The following is a 17371-nucleotide window of genomic DNA, read 5'->3' as shown; positions in this document are numbered from 1 at the left end:
TTTGTTCAGGCGCCGGCCGCCCGGTTCGCTGCGTGGTACGCGTCGCGGGTCACCCGGATGCCGTCCGAGGTGCCGAGGACGGTGTCCCCGATGCCCTCGACACCGGTGACGGCTCCTCGGATGGACGGCTCCAGCCACTCGCGCAGGCCGTCCGAGTAGGGATCGCCGGGGACGCCCGGCACATTGAGTGCGGTGCGGAAGTTCTCGGCGGTGGTCTTCAGGTGCGAGCTGACGGCTTCCAGCCGGGTCAGCGCCGCGGTCAGGCCGCCGTGGTCGGCGTAGATGCCACTGCTGTCAGTGGGCATGCCGCTGGCTCCTCTCGATGAGGCGGGGTGTTACGGATGGTCGGGCTCGCCGTCCTCGGCGTCCCGCATGGTGAGCAGTTGGTGCACCTCCTCGGGGCTCCGCGGCTTCTCCGGCAGCAGCCGCGCCAGGTCGAGCTTTCCGCTCGACAGGTCCTCGAAGGCGGTCCCGCGCGGCAGGAAGGGATCCATGATCTGCTTGGCGTCGGCGCGCACCTTGTCGCGGGCCTTCTGCATGGTGTCGAGAACCAGCGCCGCGAGTTCGGCGGGCTCCATCGACTGGTAGTCCTTCGACTCGAACTTCAGCGCGGTCACCGTGCCCAGGGCATCCACCGTGACGCTGATCATCCGGTCGCGCGACTTCACCGTCGCCGCCGTGCTGGAGAGTTGACGCTGCATCTGGAGCACGCCGTCGCGCTTGCGCCGGTACTCGGCGAGGATCTCGTTGAGCCGCTGCTCGGCGCTCTCACTCATGGGGTCTCTCCGGGGTCGACGGGATGTCGAAACGGGGCCGGGAAGGTGAACAACCCTCCCGACCCCGTTGCACGTTCGGTCGAACCGATCGGTTCACTCCTCGTCGAGTTCGAACCGTCCGATCGCGCCGAGCAGTGCGTCGTTGTCGGCGCCCCAGACGTCGCGGTCCTCCTCCAGCCAGGTCGTCCGACTACGGTCGCCCTGGCCGGCGCCCATGCCGCCCATACCGCCCATGCCGGGCATCATCGGCATGCCGCCCGGGCCCATGCCCAGGCCGCCGGCGCCCTCGGCCAGGGCCGCGCGCTCGCCCAGGGCGGCGCGCTCGGCGGCCGCGAGGCCCTGCTGCTCGCCGAGCGCGGCGCGCTCAGCGGCGCTCAGCGGCAGGCCGTTCGGGCCGAGCAGTTCACCGTTGGGGCCCAGGCGTTCACCGTTCGGGCCGAGTTCGCCGGCCAGGCCGGTGGTCCGGCCGGTGCCGAGCGGGCGACCGTTCGGACCGAGCCGTTCGCCGTTGGGGCCGAACAGTTCGCCGTTCGGACCCAGTCGGGTGCCGGGCGGCAGGATCTCGCCGTTCGGTCCGATCAGTTCACCGTTGGGGCCGAGCCTGGTGCCGGGCGGACCGAGCAACTCGCCATTGGGGCCGAGTAGTTCACCGTTCGGACCGAGGTGGGTGCCGGGCGGGCCGATCGGTTGGCCGTCCGGTCCGAGCAACTCGCCGTTCGGCCCGGTCCGCAGGCCGCTGCCCAGTCCCAGCGGGGACATGCCGCCCGGGCCGAGCAGCTGACCGCCGGGACCGGTGTCGAGCCGGCTCAGGCCCAGCCCACCGGGGGTGAACGAGCCGCCGGGGCCGAAGGCGTTGGGGTCGAAGGAGGTGACCGGGCCGTTGGTGAACTCCGACCCGAGCGGCATCCCCGACTGGCTGAAGTCCTGCAGATGCGTTCCGGGACCGCCGGTGGTCAGCGGGTCGCCGCCGGGGAACCCGGCCGTCCGCGAGAAGCCCTGCTGCATCGGGTCCAGCGCGCGCATCGTGGCCGGGTCGGTCAGCTGGCCCAGTGGATTGGCGGCGAAGCTGGTGGCCGGGACGGAGTCGCCCGTCAGGCGGGCGGCCGAGAACTGCTGGTCCGGCAGGCCGCTGGTGGTCGGATCGAGCTGCCTGAAGCTCTGCTGGTCCGGCGGTGGGGGTGGCGGGTCGAACTTGTAGGTGTTCGGGTCGTTCGGGTTGAAGTCCGGGTTCACCGGCGCCGGCTTGAAGGTCGGCGCGGTGGTCTGCTTGAGCTGGGACTCGATCTGCGTGTAGTTGCCCGCCAGCAGCTTGATCAGCCCGCGTGACTTGGACACCAACTCCGGTGAGCGCTGGGTGTGGTAGATCGTGATCGATCCGTCGTAGCCCGGGTAGGTGTTGCTGATGTCGCTCGGCAGGCTGACCGAGCCGTCCGGCCCGGACTGGTTGAAGATCGAGGTGTCCGGTGTGTCCGGCCGCAGGGTCGCCGGACCGGGGTTGTACGGGGGAGTGTCGTCGGGTTTGGTGGCCATCGACGCGTACCTCCTCTCGCGGTGGTGGCTCCCGTCAGGGGTACACGAACGGATAGGGGTCGGAGTTGTCGTTCGCCGCCTGCTGCGCTGTGTCGTAGGCCTGGATGGCGTCGTAACCCAGCTTGTTGAGCGCCAGTTGGGCCTGGTACAGCTGGGTGCCGGAGCAGCCCATCAGCACGTTGTACTCGTGGCCGATCCGCTTCACCGTGTCGGCCAGCCAGGTCAGGATGCCGTAGCCGATGGCGGCGAACTCGTCGGCGGCGTCCCCGGTCCACAGCGGGTGGTCCTTGGTGCCGAGCAGCGTGGTCAGCTGCGCGGAGAGCGTCTTGCCCGCGTAGACCAGGGCGTCGGCGGCCACGCCGAACTCCTGGCCGGCCCGGATGATGGTGTTCGGGTCGACCGGGGAGTAGTCCGGGTCGTTCGAGAAGCCGCCCTGGATCGCGCCGATCACCTGCTCGTAGCTGTAGCTGTCGTACATCCCGACGGCACCCTTGGGGCCGTCGCCCTTGGTGCTGAACGGCGGATCGTCAGCCATGGCACGCTCCTTCCTACTTGGGCGGGTTCGGGTTGGGCATCGGGTACTGGGTCGGCGCCGGCTGGGCACCGACGATCGACGGGAAGTAGGTCTGCAGGTCCGGCCCGATCGCGTTCCACATGTCCTGCGCGGTGGCCTTGGCCAGTGCGTCCGCGTTGGCGTACTTGTTGGCGAAGACGATCAGGTCGGCGCAGAGCTTGTCCATCCCGTCGACGAAGGACTGGATGTTGTCGGCCGCCGTGCCCGCGTACTTGACCACGGCGTTCTTCAGGCTGTCGGCCTCGGGGATCAGCCCGCGCCCGCTGAACGTCATGTTGTTGTCGATCGCCTTGAGCTTCATCTTCGCTTCGGAGAGCGAGCCCGAGCCGGTCGCGTCGGCCAGCGCCTGGATGTTCGCCGCGAAGGTCTTGATCGCCTGCGGGTCGACCGCGATGACCGGGTGCTTGGTGCTGTTGTCCGAGGATGCCACCTGTGTCACGCCCCTTCAGTGCTCAACTTCAGTGCTCAGCGCATGCTCTGCCAGGCGGCGGCGATCTGCGCGTCGACCGTGCCGTAGAGGTTGCGGGCCTGGTTGACGGTGATGCCGGCGTTCTGCAGCAGGGTGCGCATGTCGTCGCAGGCCGCGTTCCACTCGGTCTGGCAGGCGAGGTACATGTCCTTCGCGTCACCGTCCCAGGAGTTGAGCATCGGGCGGATCTGCTGGTCCAGGTCGGCGAGGATGGCCGCGAGCTTCTGCTCGGCGATCATCAGGTCGTCCATCGCCTGGTCCATGGTGGGGATGTGCGCGTAGAACCCGGTGGTGCTGTCTCCGGTGGCCATGACGGCTCCTTCTCTCGTTCGCGGAGGGTTACTTGGGGACGATCGGGGTCAGCCCGGAGAGGGTCTTCTTGAAGTCGCTGGTGAGGTTCATCGCCTCGTACTGCTGCTTGTCGTAGTGGAACTTGGTGTGGGTGAGCTGCGCCTCGATGCGCTCCAGCGAGGCGATCACGTTGACCATGTCCTGGTCCCACTGGCCCATGATGGTGCTGAACTGCTGGGCGGCGTCGCTGGCCCAGCCGCCGCTGAGCGAGGTCACGGCCTCGTTGGTGGCGACCAGGATGGTCTTCACCTCGCCGATCTTGCCGTTGATGATCTGGGCGCCCTGCGCCATGACCGCCGGATCGCCCCGCTTGACGTTGCCTGCCTCGGCCATCTCGGCTCCTCCTGGGTCCTGCTGGTGTCTGTCGGGCCGGTCGGCCCGTCACTTGGTGTCACGCCGGCCGGCGGGACATCGTTCACTGCGGTCCGGCGTCAATATCGGGACGGTGCAGGCGAATCGGACGTGGCGTCGGGGATTCGTTACCAACGCTGCGGTCGTCGGCGGGGCACGCTCAGCCGGTCGCGGTGGGGCTCCCGATGGCCGGCGGCGCGGTCGGCAGCGGGAGGGTCGCCGAGGCGGCCGCGGGGTCCAGCGAGGGCCCGGTGGGCAGCAGCGCGAGCAGCTCGGTCGGCACCGGCAGCGCAGTAGTGCCGGTGTACCCGAGGGTCTTCGCCACGTCCGCCGAGGCCAGCGGGAACTTGATGCCGAGGTCGGTGATCAGGTACAGGGTGCCGCTGGTCACCCCGGGCGCGGGCAGCGCCGCCGCCAGCAGCCCGCCACCGGGGGCACCAGCACGTGGTCGGCCACCGCGCTGTCCCCGGTGCCCAGTTGGGTCGGCTGCGGGGGCAGCGCCTGCAGCGGGTCGGGTGCGTCCGCCGTCCCGACGGTGACCGTCGGCCCGGCCTGCGCACCCGGCGCGACCGTGTAGCAGGCCACCCGCTGGGAGCCCGAGGTGACGCCGAGCGGCTGCGGGACGCTGGGCGGGTAGTCGGCCGTCACCGAGGAGACGGCGGAGTGGTGGGCGGCGGCCAGCGCGGCCGAGCTGACCGTGATCGGGGCCACCGTCTGGTCCCCGTAGGCGGCCTGGGAGCCCGGGTCGCCGAGCAGCAGCGCCTCGTCCACCGGGGAGAGCGGCGACAGCCCGTCGGCGAGCAGCACGAAGTAGTCGCCCTTGGCGGCCGGGTTGTCCGCCTTGAGGATCTGGCCGACCCTGGTCGCCCGGCCGTCGATCACCGGGCCGCTCTGGCCTCGGCCGGGGATCTGACGGGCCTTCAGATCGGGGCCGGCCGGCAGCGCGTCCAGCCAGGCGGCGCCCACCGGCAGCGGCTGGACGCCCTCGTAGCCGAGCGCCGTGCGGGCGGTGCCGGACATCCTGAACCGGCGGTCGTGCCAGGCGAGGTAGCCGGCGCCGTCGGGGGTGCGGACCACCAGCGCGCGCCCGTCGTCCAGCGCGGTGACCGGCTTGCCGGCGCCGACCTCGACGGTGACCACCGGGCGCGGCTGGCCGTTCGGGTCGGGCACGCTGGTCGCGCAGACCGACCACGGGCCGGTGGTCAGCGCGGTCGCGGTGGGCAGCGACTCGGGTGCGTCCGGGATGCCCACCGGCAGCCCGTGCGGCACCCCGCTGAGCGAGGCCCGGGTCACCGTCTTCACCGCCGGGGTGGCGCTGCCGACCACCAGCAGGGCCGAGGTGTGGTTCAGCACCGGTCGCAACTGGCCGTCGGCGAACAGGAATCGGGCGCCGGTCTCCTTCTCCACCAGGATCGTGTTGGGCGAGCCGAGCTCGGACTTCGGCGGCGGCGAGATGAACCCGGCCACCGCGACGCCCGCGACGATCAGGATGGTCAGCATGGTGCCGGCGAAGAACCCCATGGTGGAGCGCCGCATGGGCGTCTGCGGTACGTCCGGCTCCCCGTGCACGAGGCCGGATACGAGCCGTCCCACCACGAACAGGTGGGCCTGCAACTGGTCGCGCCGGGTCTGCATCTGATGCTCCGTCAGTTGTGGTTCGCGCGGGGGGTGGCGTCGGGCGGGATGGCGTCGGGCGGGAGGTCAGGCACCGAGGGCGTGGGCCCAGCCGAAGACGCCGAGCACGGCCACGGCCAGCGGCGCCAGCGCGACCGCGACCAGGATCTCCAGGATCTCGGCCGCCCGGCCCCAGTAGGGCAGCAGGCGCCGCTCGGGCATCGTCCGGGACAGCGACAGCAGCAGCAGGCTCGCGGCCAGCACGGCGCCCAGGCCGACGCCGAGGCGCCGCACCTGGTCGGCCCCGGCGGCCAGGTGCACGGCCAGCACCGCCAGGCCGTACGCGGCCGGCACCAGCAGGGCCAGCCGCTGCCAGCCGCTGATCAGCAGCCGGGAGCGCAGCAGCAGCCCCGCGCAGACGCAGAGGATCACGGCCGGCGCCCCCCAGCCGCGCCCGTGCCCCAGCGCGGTCAGCGCGCCGACGCAGGTGGCGCCGGTGGCGAAGAACAGCGCGGCCATGAACTGGTCGGTGGCGGCGGCCCGTTCGGCCAGCCGCTCGGCGTCCAGCGGCTCGGTGTTCTTCAGCAGCTCGTCCACGTCGGCGGGCAGCGGCGGCACCCGCAGGCCGGCCAGCCGGAACGACAGGGTCGGCACCAGCGGATTGAGCGCCAGCGCCAGCACCGCCACACAGGCGCCCGCACCGACACCGGTGGCCGCTGTGCCGGTGGCGATCACCCCGCCCACCGCGCCGCAGAGCGCGGCCGTGCCGACCGCCAGGAAGACCCGCCGGTGGACACCGACCCCCAGGGCGCCGAGCACCGCACAGACCAGCACGCAGGCCGAGGCGCTGAGCAGCGCCGGCGCCCCCAGCCCCTGCCCGGCCCGTGGGGCCTGGGCGAGCAGCCCGCCCAGCGCGCCGTAGGGCAGCGCCGCGCAGCCGAGCAGCAGGCCGGCGGTGGCGTCGCCGAGCGCCCGGCTGGCCACCGTGCCGGTGAGCAGCAGCACCAGCGCCACGCCGCCGGCCGCGTACCCGCGCGGCGCGGAGCTGCCCGGCAGCAGCACCAGCGCCAGACCGATCGCCAGTGCGGCGGTGAGCAGGCCGAGGAACATCCACCGGGTCATCGCCGCGGTCCAGCGGTCCGGCCGCTCGCTGATGCCCTGGGACAGGCCCGCCACCAGGTCGTCGAAGTCGATCGCGGGCAACTGCTCGCGGCGCGGCCGGAAGTAGAGCCGGTCGCCGTCGTGCAGCCCGGCGGCGGCGACGGTGGCGTCCTCGTCGAGCGGCGCCTCGCCGAGCCGCTGCAGCACCCAGCCCTCGTGCTCGGTGCCGCCGTCGGCCAGGTCACCGCCGGCGTGCCGGAGCAGGGTGGGCAGCAGGTAGGAGATCGGTACGTCGGCCGGCACCGCGACGTCCAACGCTCGGTCGGAGGTCACCAGAACCAGTCGGCACAGGTCGTTCGGCATGTCGTCGCCCCAGATGACGGATCGTCGGCGGCACCCGGCGGCCCCGCACTCCAGGACACGGTCGAACCCCGCCGCCGGTTCGGTCGTGCCCACGGTCGAACCCCGCTGCCGGTTCGGTCGTGTCCACGGGTGCCACCCGTATAGCTCGCCCGGGGGCCGCCCGTCCATCGAAGGAGGCAGCCGTGACCACCGTGGTCTTCCGCCGACCGCCACGCCAGAAGGTGCCGCCGGCTCCGCAGGGCGAACTGGCGCTGCAGGAACCGCCGGTGCTGCCCGAGGCCGGGCGCGGCAACCTGGGCATGGCGCTGATGATGCTGCCGATGGCGGCCGGCTCCGGCGCCTCGATGCTGTTCTTCGCCCAGCCCGGCAGCAACCACACCATGAGCTACCTGTCGGCCGGCATGATGGCGATGTCCAGCGTGGGCATGGCCGCGGGCGGCCTGGGCCGCAGCGGCGGCGACCGAAAGGCGAAGCTGCGCGGCGAACGCCGCGACTACATGCGTTACCTGGGCCAGATGCGGCGCAAGGTGCGGGCGATGATCGACCAGCAGCGCGAGCACACGGCCTGGATCCACCCCGACCACGCGGGCCTGTGGTCGATGGCGATGAGCCGGCGGCTGTGGGAACGGCGCACCAACCACCCGGACTTCGGCGAGGTGCGGATCGGCACCGGCCCGCAGCGGCTGTCCGTCCAGCTGACGCCCCCGCAGACCAAGCCGGTGGAGGACCTGGAGCCGCTCTGCGCGGGCGCGCTGCGGCGTTTCATCAGCGCCTACGGCACCGTTCCGCAGCTGCCGATCGCCGTCTACCTGCGCGTCTTCGGGCGGGTGCAGTTCAGCGGCGACGAGCAGGTCTCGCGCGGCGTGGTCCGCGCGATGCTCGCCGAACTGGCCACCTTCCACGCCCCCGAGGACCTGCGGATCGCCGTCTGCGCGGCCCCCGACCGGCAGCCGGACTGGGAGTGGGTCAAGTGGCTGCCGCACGCCCAGCACCCCACCGAACGCGACGCCTCCGGCAACGTCCGGCTGGTCAGCAACAGCTACACCGACCTGGAGAACCTGCTCGGCGGCGACCAGTTCCGGGAGCGCCCGCGGTTCGACCCCCGGCCCACCCCCAACCCCGGCGAGCCCTACGTGGTCATCGTGCTGGACGGCGTGCGGCTGCCCGACGGCTCGCAGGCCGCCACCGCCGGCTACCGCAACACCGTGCTGCTCGACGTCGCCGACGGCCTGCCCTGGAAGGCCGGCAAGACCACGCTGCGACTGCGCACCGCACCCGAGAAGATCGAACTGGTCGGCGCGGACCGGGCCGGCAAGGACACCTTCACCGAGATCTGCGTCCCCAGCACCCTCAGCACCACCCGCTGTTCGGCACTGGCCGAGGTGATCGCCCCCTTCCGGCTCGGCATCTCCACCGAATCCGCCCAACCGCTGGCCACCGACATCGACCTGAGCTCGCTGCTCGGCATCGGCGACGCCCGCACCCTCGACCCGGCCGTCACCTGGAAGGCCCGCTCCACCTGGGACCAGCTGCGGGTGCCGATCGGCGTGGCCGAGGACGGCACACCCGTCGAACTGGACATCAAGGAGGCGGCGCGCGGCGGCATGGGCCCGCACGGCATGCTGATCGGCGCCACCGGCTCCGGCAAGAGCGAGCTGCTGCGCACCCTGATCCTGGCGCTGGCCGTCACCCACTCCTCCGAGGTGCTCAACTTCGTCCTGGTCGACTTCAAGGGCGGCGCCACCTTCCTCGGCCTCGACGACCTGCCGCACACCTCCGCCGTGATCACCAATCTGGCCGACGAACTGCCGCTGGTGGACCGGATGCACGACGCGATCACCAGTGAGATGAACCGCCGGCAGGAACTGCTGCGGCACGCCGGCAACTTCAGCTCGATCCACGACTACGAGAAGGCGCGCGCCGCCGGCGCCACCCTCGACCCGCTGCCCACGCTCTACCTGGTGGTCGACGAGTTCAGCGAACTGCTCGCCACCAAACGCGAGTTCATCGACCTGTTCGTGATGATCGGGCGCCTGGGACGGTCGTTGGGCATGCACCTGCTGCTCGCCTCGCAGCGCGTCGACGAAGGCCGGATGCACGCCCTGGAGTCCCACCTGTCCTACCGGATCGGACTGCGCACCTTCTCCGCCTCCGAGAGCCGCAGCGTGCTCGGCGTCACCGACGCCTACGAACTGCCCTCCGCGCCCGGCAACGGCTACCTCAAGACCGGCACCTCCAGCCTCACCCGGTTCAAGGCGGCCTACGTCTCCGGGCCCTACGGCAAGGAGAAGCCGGTCCGCCGCGAGGCCGTCATCCAGCAGCAGATCGTGCCCTACTCCACCCGGTTCCTGGAGCCGCGCACCGTGGAGACCGAGGAGCCGGTTCCGGTTGAGCCGGTTCCGGTTGAGCCGGTTGAGCCGGTTGAGCCGGTTGAGCCGGTGGCCGAGGTGGACGAGACCGGCGAGACCGTGATGCAGGTGATCATCGAGCGGCTGCGCGACCAGGGCCCGCCGGCCCACCAGGTCTGGCTGCCGCCGCTGTCCGAACCGCCGCTGCTGGACGAGATCCTGCCGCCCGTCGAGGAGGACCCCGACTTCGGACTGCAGGCCGCCGGCTCCCCGCACCGCGGCGAACTGCGCGTCCCCGTCGGCGTGGTGGACCGCCCCGGCGACCAGCGCCGCGACCTGCTGATGGCCGACCTGTCCGGCGGCGCGGGCCACGTCGGCATCGCCGGTGCCTCACAGGCCGGCAAGAGCACCCTGGTCCGCAGCCTGCTGCTCTCCCTCGCTCTGCTCCACACCCCGCGCGAAGTCCAGTTCTACTGCCTGGACTTCGGCGGCGGCACGCTCACCGCGCTGCGCGGCCTGCCGCACCTGGGCAGCGTGGCCAGCCGGCTGGAACCGGAGAAGGTCAACCGGACGGTCGCCGAGATGGTCGGGCTGCTGGCCACCCGCGAGGAGCTGTTCCGCGCCCACGAGGTCGAGTCGATGGCCGCCTACCGCAAGCTGCGCCGCGACGGGCACTTCAGCGAAGACCCGTACGGCGACGTCTTCCTGGTGATCGACGGCTGGTTCACCCTGCACTCCGACTACGAGAAGCTGGAGACCTCGATCCAGGAACTCGCCGCCCGCGGCCTCACCTACGGCATCCACCTGGTGGTCAGCGGTGTGCGCTGGAACGAGATCCGCCCCTGGCTGCGCGACCAGCTCGCCACCAAGTTCGAGCTGCGGCTGCCCGACCACATCGACTCCGAGGTCAACCCCCGCCTCGCCGCCGGCGTCCCCGAACAGCCCGGCCGCGGCCTGACCCGCGACGCCATGCACTTCCTGACCGCGCTGCCCCGGATCGACGGCCGCCCCACCGCCGAGGGCCTCGCCGAGGCGACCCGCGAACTGGTCGAGGAGATCGCCGCCGCCTGGACCGGCGCCCGGGCCCCCGCCGTCCGCCTGCTGCCCAACGTGCTGCACGTCCGCGACCTGCCCGCCCCCGACGGCGACCTGAGGGTCCCGATCGGCTGGGACGAGGCCGGACTCGGCACCGTCTGGCACGACTTCGAGCAGCAACCCCACCTGATGATCTTCGGCGACACCGAGATGGGCAAGACCAACCTGCTCCGGGTGGTCGCCCGGGCCGTCGCCGCCCGCTACAACCCCGACGAAGCCCGGGTGTTGCTCGCCGACACCCGCCGCGACCTCTACGACATCGTCCCCGCCGACCACCAACTCGGCTACTCCGTCTCCAGCGGCGCACTCGCCTCCAACGTCAAGGAAGCCGTCTCCATCCTCCGGGAACGGGTCCCCGGCCCCGACATCGCCCCGGGCCGCTTGCGGCTGCGCGACTGGTGGATCGGCCCGATCCTCTACGTCCTGGTCGACGACTACGACCTGCTCTCCTCCCCGATGGACAGCCCGCTCGCCCCCCTGATGGACCTCCTGGCCCAGGGCAACGAGATCGGCCTGCACCTGGTCGTCGCCCGCTCCAGCGCCGGCGCCGGCCGCTCCATGGGCGACCCGGTGATGCGGCGCCTGTGGGACCTGGGCACGCCCGGCCTGATGCTCTCCACCCCGAGGGAGGAGGGCCCGTTCCTCGGAAGCACGATGCCCCTGAAACTGCCGGTGGGACGGGCGCAGTTGGTGACGCGTCGAGGAGCGGCGCTGATCCAGACGGCACTGGTGGGGGGTGCGTGAGGGGAAAGCCCGAACCTGACCGCTGGAGCATTGCCTGGACCTAGTGCCGCGTCAGGCAACCTTCGCCCCGTCGCGACGCCCGGCACGCACTCTCGCCGCACCGGCCGAAAGCCCAAGTACGTCCAGTACGAGGACTTCCGGCCGGCACGCCGAGAGCACGCACCGGACGCCGCTCCTTGACGGGCAAAGGTTGCCTGACGCGGCACTAGACGAAATCCTGCGGCTGAAAGGAAGGCAGGTCGACATGCCCTCGCGGTGGAGGTCGCCTCCGGCTGGAAGGAGTCGATCACGTCTCCGCGGCGGGTGCGCCGGCCAGGAGTTCGCAGTCGGTGAAGTTCATGCAGCCGCAGGCGAGGCAGGCCGCGACCGCTTCGCGCAGTTGCTGGGTCTGCTGGACGACACGGTCGAGTTCGGGGAGCTTGCGTTCGGCCAGGGCCCGCCACTGGCGAGTGGCACCCTGGCCGGTGTCACTGTCCAGGAGCCGACGGATCTCGGCCAGGGTGAACCCCGCGCGCTGCGACATCCGGATCAGCGCGATCCGCCGCAAGGTGGCGGCAGGCCACAGTCTGCGGCCGCCCTCGCGGCGCGCGGCGGGCAGGAGCCCCAGGCTCTCGTAGTAGCGCAGGGCCGAGGCCCGCATGCCCGCCTGGCGCGCCAGCTCCCCGATGCCCACGTATCGCACCGCATCACCCGTCGTTTGACTTCAAGCGCGCTTGAACCGCTTGCCTGGCCACATGATCTCAGCACGCCTGCTCCGTCGGCTGCCCCAGGGGTACCGACCGCTCTTCGCCCACCGCCCGTTCCGGCGCCTGCTGCCCGCACTGGCGGTATCCGACCTCGGCGACGGGATGAGCGTCGTCGCGGTGGCGTGGCTGGCCGTGCAGCTCTCCTCTCCCGGTGCGCGCGGCCCGCTGATCGGAGCCGCGGTCGCCGCCTATGTCCTGCCCGGCGCCCTCGGCGCGCTGCTGCTGGGCCGTCGGCTGCGCTCCCTTCCCGCACAGCGGCTGATCCGCGCGAACGCCTGGATGCGCGCGGCCTTCCTCGGCTGCATCCCCCTCGCGTGGGCGCTCGGCCTACTCCACCCCGCCCTCTACCTCACGCTGCTCGCCGGCTCATCCCTCCTCCACGCCTGGGGTGGCAGCGCCAAGTACGCCATGGCCGCCCAGATCCTCCCCGCCGAGCAGCGCCTGGCGGCCAACGCACTGCTCAGCACCAGCGGCTGGGTGTCCACGATCGTGGGCCCAGCGCTCGCCGGAGTCCTCGCGGCGGCCATCGCCCCGGCCTGGATCATCGGCCTGGACGCCCTGTCCTTCGCCGCACTGGCCGTCCAGACCGCGCACCTGGGCGAGCCGGATACTCCGGTGCCCGCCGGGCCTGCCTCCGACGCCCGACCGGGTGAAGGCCTGCGCCTCCTGCGCACCCGGCCCGAACTGCTCGTCCTGCTCGCCGTCACCTGGCTGTTCAACCTGTTCTACGGCCCCGTCGAAGTCGCACTGCCCCTGTTCGTCGCGCAGGACCTCCACGCCGGCGCGGGGGCCCTCGGCCTGTACTGGGCCGCATTCGGCATCGGAGCGGTCAGTGGAGCCCTGGCCGTCGGCGCCCTGCGGAACCTACCGCTGTGGCCGGTCCTGCTGTGCATCATCGCCGGTCACGGCCTGGCCATGCTGCCCTTCGCACTCCACGCACCCGCCATGTTCTCCCTGGCGGGCTTCACCCTGGGCGGTGTGATCTACGGCCCCTACAGTGCCCTGGCCTTCAAACTGTTCCAGGACCACACCCCGGCAACCCTACTCACCACCGTCCTTGCCCTGCGCGCGTCCGTCCTACTGACAGCGTCGCCCGTCGGCGCGGCACTGGGCGGACCCCTCACCACCGCCCTGGGGGCCCGCCAGGTGCTGACCGGCACAGGCATCGCCATGATCCTCGTCGCCGCCTGCGCTGCGGCACTGTGGATCTACAGCACGAAACGGCACCAGATCCGAACCCACTCACTATCAGTTAGCGACCCACGCTCCTAGGATCTGCCCTGGTGAGGCTGAGCTGTGACGTCCTGGGCCGAGATCCACCCTGGTCAGGTGGTCGCCCGCGTCATGGGAAGGCGGCCAAGCTGCCCGGGGTGGACCCCCGACGAGTCTTGACGGCGGGCATGACCTGTTGGTCCCGGGGCAGCAGTTGACCTCGCCAGCCCGTAGCCCGGTGGGGTTGATCCATCGAAGCGTCGCAAGGTTGCCGTGTCCTCAGTATCCCGAGGAGCCCCAGAAGACGATCTGGTCCGGTTGGTCGGCGGCATAGAGCACCGTGCAGCGGCCCATCCAGCGGGCGGGGGACAGGGTGCGGTACTCGTCGAGCTGTTCGATCCGCTCCCAGTCGGCGAGGGTGGGGCGGGGTGAGGCGAAGAGTTCCAGGACCTCGTGCTCTGCCAAGGGGTAGAGCCGGTGGTAGTAGGTCCGGTGGCGCTGGTCGGCGGCCAGTGCTGCCGGGTCGCTGATCTCGTAGAGGTCGAGGATGGAGTGGGTGCCGCCCGCGAGCATCCCGTCATCGTCCTCGGACTCCAGGAGGGCCATCAGCTCCTCGATCGTCGCGGGCGGTGTCTCGTCCTCCGTAGGCGAGTGCTGGTAGTCGCCGGCAGCGAGCACGTCCAGCTTCAAGGCCTCCAGCGAGGCGGCGATGCTGCCGCGCCAGCGCGTGCGATACGTCCACCCAGTGCCACCCACAGCCGGTCGCCCCCCATTCCCACCCGGACCCGTTTCCGGTGCAACGGGAGGGTATCGCCCGCCTCTGACATCGCCTCTGACATCGCGTCTGACATAGCGTCAGGCCGGCAGTTGGCTGCCGAGGGCGGTGGAGGGGTTCGAGTTGCCGCACACCGTGATCGGGGCAGCAGCCGCCGCGTCACCGGCGGACACCGCGAAGGCCGCCGAAGTGCAGAGCAAGGCGGTGCCGGCGGCGACGGCGTGCAGGGCAGGCCTGATCGGCCGCCCGAGGACTCGGAGCATGAACGTTCCCCCTGGACATCGGCAGAGCCGGATCGTCGTTCCGCAGGCATCGGAACCATCGGACGACACCGCGCGGTGACGACCCGGGCCGACGACCCGATCTTGAACCGATTCCGATCACCTGCGAGCATGGGGCCGCCGCAGGATGCCACGGGGGTAGCGGCGTGAGCGGGAGGGGTTGGGCATGGCGCTGGCCAGGAGGTTGTTCCTTGGGGGGTTCACCGCGGGGGCGGTGACCGTTGCGCTGGAGGGTGCGACGCCGGCGAGCGCGGACACGACGACCACCACGTTTCCGGGGCCGGTGACGGCGGAGAAGTTCTACACCAACGCGAGCGCGGAGTCCGCGTACTTCAAGACCGCCTCGACGACCGATCACGCCGTGACCGTCTATCAGGCCGCCACCTCCGGCAGCGGGGCGGCGCTGAACGTGGTGTCCAGCAACCCGGGCACCTCGGCGATGTACCTGAGCGGGACGGAGACCGGGCGCGGAACGTTGAAGATCGCGCACGTCGGGTACGCCGATGGGTCGGACCTGAACGCCGCCGCGCTCTCCATCGACCTGCAGACGGCCGGTACGGCCGCCCAGGGGATCTACCTGACGACGACCAGTGGCGCGCCGACCAAGGGCAATCTGATCGCCGTGCGCAACAACGCGAACCTGGACGACTTCATCGTCAAGGGCAGCGGCCTGATCGGCGTCGGGATCGACCGGGCGTCCACCCCGCGCGCGCAGGTGCACATCAAGCAGCAGTCGAGTGCTCCGGCCGGCCTGCTGGTCGAGGGCGTGGTGCGGGTCGGCAACGCCGCAACCGTGCCGACCTCGGTCGACGCCACGGCCGGCGGCGGTGCCCTCTACGCCCAGGGCGGCGCGCTGATGTGGCGCGGCTCCAACGGCACCGTCACCCAGATCGCGCAGGCCTGAGATGCAGCTGACGCCCGAGGAGCTCGTCCGGGAGTTCCACGACGCGGTGATGGAGCTGTACTTCGCGCGAAAGCGGATGATCTCCCTGGAAGCGGAGAACGCGGAGCTGAAGGCCCAGCTCGCGGCGGCGCTGGTGGAGACGGACGACCAGGCCTGACGCTCACCGCCCGCCCCGTCACCGCCCGTCCCGTCACCGTCCGCCCCCGTCACCGCCCGCTCGCCACCCCCGCCGTCGCCCGCGCGGCAGCACCACCGCTCCCGCCAGGGCCACTGCGGCGAGGGCCGCGCCGCCGCCGGCGAAGAGCAGGGTGCCGCTGTTGGACGGTGCCGGCGGCGCGGCCTGAGGCAGCGTCAGCGGGGCGGGGGAGGGCGCCGGGCGGGTGGGCTGCTTGCCCTCCTCGGGCAGGATCGTGGCCACCGCCGCGTACGGGTCCACCATGCCCCACCCCACCTGCGGGTTCGGCAGCGCCGTGCCCGGGTGGTCGGCCGTCACCTCCAGCCGGTGCTTGACCTGGGCCGGCGTCAACTCGGGGTGGTAGGCGCGGACCAGGGCGGCGACGGCGGTCACGAACGGCGTGGCGAAGCTGGTGCCCTGGTCGAGGGCGTGGCCCGGGCCACGGGTGCCCAGGCTGAGGATGTTGGTGCCGGGGGCGACCAGGTCGAGGAAGCTGCCGGTCTCCGAGAAGTCGGAGCGCTTTCCGGTCTCGTCCACCGCACCCACCGCGATCACGCCCGGGTAGGCGGCGGGGTAGGTGACCGGGTTGCCCTGCCGCGCGGAGTTGGCGGCGGCGGCGACCAGCACCACGTTGCGCTGCAGCGCGTACTGGACGGCGGTCTGCAGCTCGTCGCTGGGCGCGTCCGCGGACAGCGAGATGTTGATCACCTGGGCGCCGCCGGCCACCGCCGCGACGATCGCCTGCGCCAGACTCGCCGAGCTGCCGTCCTGCCCGTTGGTGGTCTGCTTGACGGGCAGGATCCGCACGTCCGGCGCCAGGCCCGCGAAGCCGATGCCCGGGGTCGGCTGCGCCGCGATCAGGCCCGCGACGAAGGTGCCGTGGCCGACGCAGTCGCTGTCGCCGCGCCCGCTGCCGCCGACCACGTCGGCGCCCGGCAGCACGTGCCCGGCCAGCTGCGGCACCGAGGCGTCCACGCCGGAGTCGAGCACGGCGACGGTGACCCCGCCGCCCCGGGTCAGCGTCCAGGCCCGCTGCGGATCCAGCCTGGTCTGCTGCGGCGGCACGGTGTGCACCACCGTGGTGGCCGGTGCGGCGCACTGGTCGGCGGCGGTCGCACGGACCGGCAGCAGGCCGGTGGCGCCGGCGGTGAGAGCGGCGCAGACGAGCAGTCGCGACGGGGTGCGGAGCTTGCTGATCATACGTCGGATCCCTTGGTGGGCGCGGGCCCCAGCCGGTAGGTGGCGAGGCCGTACTCGGTGGCGGAGTGCAGGGTCAGGCCGGTGCCGCGCAGCAGCGGCTGCAGCCGCTGCATCCGCAGCTTCAGCGTGGGCAGCGGCAGCGGATGGCCCGGGCGGCCCAGCAGCCAGCGCAGCTCGTGGCAGCAGACCGGGCCGTCCGCGCCGCCGAGCAGGTCGAGCAGCAGGAACTGGGCCGCCGAGCCGCCGGTGATCCGCAGCGAGCGGGCCGGTACGGGGCTCGGGCGGCGCAGGTCGGCGCGCAGCCGTGCGGCGAGCTCCAGGGCCGGCGCCTCACGGTTCATCACGTCCACGGCACCCGCCTCCAGTGCGGGCACCGGGTCGGTGCCGGCGGCGGTCAGCACCGCGACCGGCGCGAGCAGTCGGCAGCCCCGGACCAGCCGGTCCACCGCCCGCCGGTCGGCCGGTCCGGCCAGGTCCAGCAGGACCAACGGCGGGGCGGCGCGCAGCAGATGGCGGTAGCCGGCGACGGTGCCCCAGGAGACCAGCGGGTACGGTGCGACGCCGACTGCGGCGAGCCGCGCGAGCAGCCGCCCGGTGGCGGCGGCGTCGAGGGTCACGACGGCCGGGAGTCGGTGCTGTGGACGGGGCCCGGGTGGGTTGGTGGCGACGGCCGGTGCGGACATCTGCGGTCCCCTCCCTGAGGGGGTTCCTGGGCTGACTGCTCTGACGGGGCCTGACTGGTCTGACGGGGTCTGACTGACC

Annotated in this window: 19 protein-coding genes; 4 read left to right on the top strand and 15 right to left on the bottom strand. The window is 72.1% G+C overall.

Going from position 1 to position 17371, the window contains the following annotated elements:
• Nucleotides 1–5: 5 nt before the first annotated feature.
• The 10 genes from BR98_RS01920 to eccD form a co-directional block, all read right to left on the bottom strand.
• Nucleotides 6–305 (bottom strand): hypothetical protein, encoded by a 300-nt coding sequence (locus tag BR98_RS01920; protein ID WP_035839348.1) that lies wholly within the window; start codon nucleotides 303–305, stop codon nucleotides 6–8.
• A 30-nt stretch (nucleotides 306–335) separates the two neighbouring features.
• Nucleotides 336–776, bottom strand: coding sequence for a YbaB/EbfC family nucleoid-associated protein (locus BR98_RS01915; protein ID WP_035839346.1), 441 nt, complete (start codon nucleotides 774–776; stop codon nucleotides 336–338).
• A 93-nt stretch (nucleotides 777–869) separates the two neighbouring features.
• Nucleotides 870–2306 carry a hypothetical protein gene (locus BR98_RS01910; RefSeq protein ID WP_035839343.1) on the bottom strand — a complete coding sequence of 479 codons (1437 nt, stop codon included), beginning with the start codon at nucleotides 2304–2306 and terminating at the stop codon, nucleotides 870–872.
• 34 nt (nucleotides 2307–2340) lie between these two features.
• Nucleotides 2341–2841, bottom strand: a complete 501-nt coding sequence (locus tag BR98_RS01905; protein ID WP_035839340.1) for a WXG100 family type VII secretion target — start codon at nucleotides 2839–2841, stop codon at nucleotides 2341–2343.
• Between the two features lie 13 nt (nucleotides 2842–2854).
• Nucleotides 2855–3310, bottom strand: a complete 456-nt coding sequence (locus BR98_RS01900) for a hypothetical protein (protein ID WP_157537314.1) — start codon at nucleotides 3308–3310, stop codon at nucleotides 2855–2857.
• Between the two features lie 35 nt (nucleotides 3311–3345).
• Nucleotides 3346–3660 (bottom strand): WXG100 family type VII secretion target, encoded by a 315-nt coding sequence (locus BR98_RS01895; RefSeq protein ID WP_035839334.1) that lies wholly within the window; start codon nucleotides 3658–3660, stop codon nucleotides 3346–3348.
• 28 nt (nucleotides 3661–3688) lie between these two features.
• Nucleotides 3689–4033, bottom strand: coding sequence for a WXG100 family type VII secretion target (locus BR98_RS01890; protein WP_035839331.1), 345 nt, complete (start codon nucleotides 4031–4033; stop codon nucleotides 3689–3691).
• A 178-nt stretch (nucleotides 4034–4211) separates the two neighbouring features.
• Nucleotides 4212–4442, bottom strand: coding sequence for a type VII secretion protein EccB (locus tag BR98_RS41905; RefSeq protein WP_051969201.1), 231 nt, complete (start codon nucleotides 4440–4442; stop codon nucleotides 4212–4214).
• Nucleotides 4439–5686 (bottom strand): type VII secretion protein EccB, encoded by a 1248-nt coding sequence (gene eccB / locus BR98_RS01885; RefSeq protein ID WP_051969200.1) that lies wholly within the window; start codon nucleotides 5684–5686, stop codon nucleotides 4439–4441. Before eccB ends, BR98_RS41905 begins: the two co-directional genes overlap by 4 nt.
• 66 nt (nucleotides 5687–5752) lie before the next feature.
• Entirely contained in the window at nucleotides 5753–7129 is a 1377-nt protein-coding gene (eccD, locus tag BR98_RS01880) for a type VII secretion integral membrane protein EccD (protein ID WP_063774746.1), read from the bottom strand.
• 182 nt (nucleotides 7130–7311) lie between these two features.
• On the opposite strand from eccD, the gene BR98_RS01875 reads away from it, so the two are divergent.
• Nucleotides 7312–11316 (top strand): type VII secretion protein EccC, encoded by a 4005-nt coding sequence (locus BR98_RS01875; RefSeq protein WP_035839329.1) that lies wholly within the window; start codon nucleotides 7312–7314, stop codon nucleotides 11314–11316.
• 286 nt (nucleotides 11317–11602) lie between these two features.
• Here BR98_RS01875 and BR98_RS01870 read toward each other — a convergent pair whose 3' ends face one another.
• On the bottom strand, nucleotides 11603–11998 hold the full coding sequence (locus BR98_RS01870) for a MerR family transcriptional regulator (RefSeq protein ID WP_035839326.1): 396 nt from the start codon (nucleotides 11996–11998) through the stop codon (nucleotides 11603–11605).
• A gap of 52 nt (nucleotides 11999–12050) precedes the next feature.
• Between BR98_RS01870 and BR98_RS01865 the strand changes: the two genes are divergently transcribed.
• On the top strand, nucleotides 12051–13334 hold the full coding sequence (locus BR98_RS01865) for an MFS transporter (RefSeq protein ID WP_051969198.1): 1284 nt from the start codon (nucleotides 12051–12053) through the stop codon (nucleotides 13332–13334).
• A 219-nt stretch (nucleotides 13335–13553) separates the two neighbouring features.
• Here BR98_RS01865 and BR98_RS01860 read toward each other — a convergent pair whose 3' ends face one another.
• A complete protein-coding gene (locus BR98_RS01860; protein WP_035839322.1) occupies nucleotides 13554–14030 on the bottom strand; it encodes a hypothetical protein in 477 nt (158 codons plus the stop codon).
• Between the two features lie 99 nt (nucleotides 14031–14129).
• Nucleotides 14130–14312 (bottom strand): hypothetical protein, encoded by a 183-nt coding sequence (locus BR98_RS01855; protein WP_035839319.1) that lies wholly within the window; start codon nucleotides 14310–14312, stop codon nucleotides 14130–14132.
• A gap of 232 nt (nucleotides 14313–14544) precedes the next feature.
• On the opposite strand from BR98_RS01855, the gene BR98_RS01850 reads away from it, so the two are divergent.
• Both BR98_RS01850 and BR98_RS40035 read left to right on the top strand, forming a co-directional pair.
• Nucleotides 14545–15234 (top strand): hyaluronoglucosaminidase, encoded by a 690-nt coding sequence (locus BR98_RS01850; RefSeq protein WP_232247198.1) that lies wholly within the window; start codon nucleotides 14545–14547, stop codon nucleotides 15232–15234.
• Nucleotide 15235: 1 nt separating this feature from the next.
• Entirely contained in the window at nucleotides 15236–15391 is a 156-nt protein-coding gene (locus BR98_RS40035) for a hypothetical protein (RefSeq protein ID WP_198042103.1), read from the top strand.
• Between the two features lie 33 nt (nucleotides 15392–15424).
• On the opposite strand, the gene mycP is transcribed toward BR98_RS40035, so the two are convergent.
• Complete coding sequence (gene mycP, locus BR98_RS01845) at nucleotides 15425–16609, bottom strand: type VII secretion-associated serine protease mycosin (RefSeq protein ID WP_035839314.1); 1185 nt, start codon at nucleotides 16607–16609, stop codon at nucleotides 15425–15427.
• The gene (locus BR98_RS35930; protein WP_051969197.1) at nucleotides 16606–17292 is read right to left on the bottom strand and encodes a response regulator transcription factor; all 687 of its coding nucleotides are present in this window, start codon (nucleotides 17290–17292) and stop codon (nucleotides 16606–16608) included. The genes mycP and BR98_RS35930 overlap by 4 nt, the downstream gene beginning before the upstream one ends.
• Nucleotides 17293–17371: the final 79 nt, after the last annotated feature.

Origin of the sequence: Kitasatospora azatica KCTC 9699 (genome assembly GCF_000744785.1) — a bacterium.
In the GTDB taxonomy this organism is placed as follows: Bacteria; Actinomycetota; Actinomycetes; order Streptomycetales; family Streptomycetaceae; genus Kitasatospora; species Kitasatospora azatica.
Note: the sequence above shows the minus strand (reverse complement) of the source record. Positions and strands in the feature narration are given on the sequence as shown.

Excerpts from the sequence above, each read along its gene's own strand:
- BR98_RS01905 (WP_035839340.1), bottom strand. The coding sequence starts at position 2,841 with ATGGCTGACGATCCGCCGTTCAGCACCAAGGGCGACGGCCCCAAGGGT.
- BR98_RS01855 (WP_035839319.1), bottom strand. The coding sequence starts at position 14,312 with ATGCTCCGAGTCCTCGGGCGGCCGATCAGGCCTGCCCTGCACGCCGTC.
- BR98_RS01920 (WP_035839348.1), bottom strand. The coding sequence starts at position 305 with ATGCCCACTGACAGCAGTGGCATCTACGCCGACCACGGCGGCCTGACC.
- mycP (WP_035839314.1), bottom strand. The coding sequence starts at position 16,609 with ATGATCAGCAAGCTCCGCACCCCGTCGCGACTGCTCGTCTGCGCCGCT.
- eccD (WP_063774746.1), bottom strand. The coding sequence starts at position 7,129 with ATGCCGAACGACCTGTGCCGACTGGTTCTGGTGACCTCCGACCGAGCG.
- BR98_RS01890 (WP_035839331.1), bottom strand. The coding sequence starts at position 4,033 with ATGGCCGAGGCAGGCAACGTCAAGCGGGGCGATCCGGCGGTCATGGCG.
- BR98_RS01865 (WP_051969198.1), top strand. The coding sequence starts at position 12,051 with ATGATCTCAGCACGCCTGCTCCGTCGGCTGCCCCAGGGGTACCGACCG.
- BR98_RS01910 (WP_035839343.1), bottom strand. The coding sequence starts at position 2,306 with ATGGCCACCAAACCCGACGACACTCCCCCGTACAACCCCGGTCCGGCG.
- BR98_RS01895 (WP_035839334.1), bottom strand. The coding sequence starts at position 3,660 with ATGGCCACCGGAGACAGCACCACCGGGTTCTACGCGCACATCCCCACC.
- eccB (WP_051969200.1), bottom strand. The coding sequence starts at position 5,686 with ATGCAGACCCGGCGCGACCAGTTGCAGGCCCACCTGTTCGTGGTGGGA.
- BR98_RS01915 (WP_035839346.1), bottom strand. The coding sequence starts at position 776 with ATGAGTGAGAGCGCCGAGCAGCGGCTCAACGAGATCCTCGCCGAGTAC.
- BR98_RS40035 (WP_198042103.1), top strand. The coding sequence starts at position 15,236 with ATGCAGCTGACGCCCGAGGAGCTCGTCCGGGAGTTCCACGACGCGGTG.
- BR98_RS35930 (WP_051969197.1), bottom strand. The coding sequence starts at position 17,292 with ATGTCCGCACCGGCCGTCGCCACCAACCCACCCGGGCCCCGTCCACAG.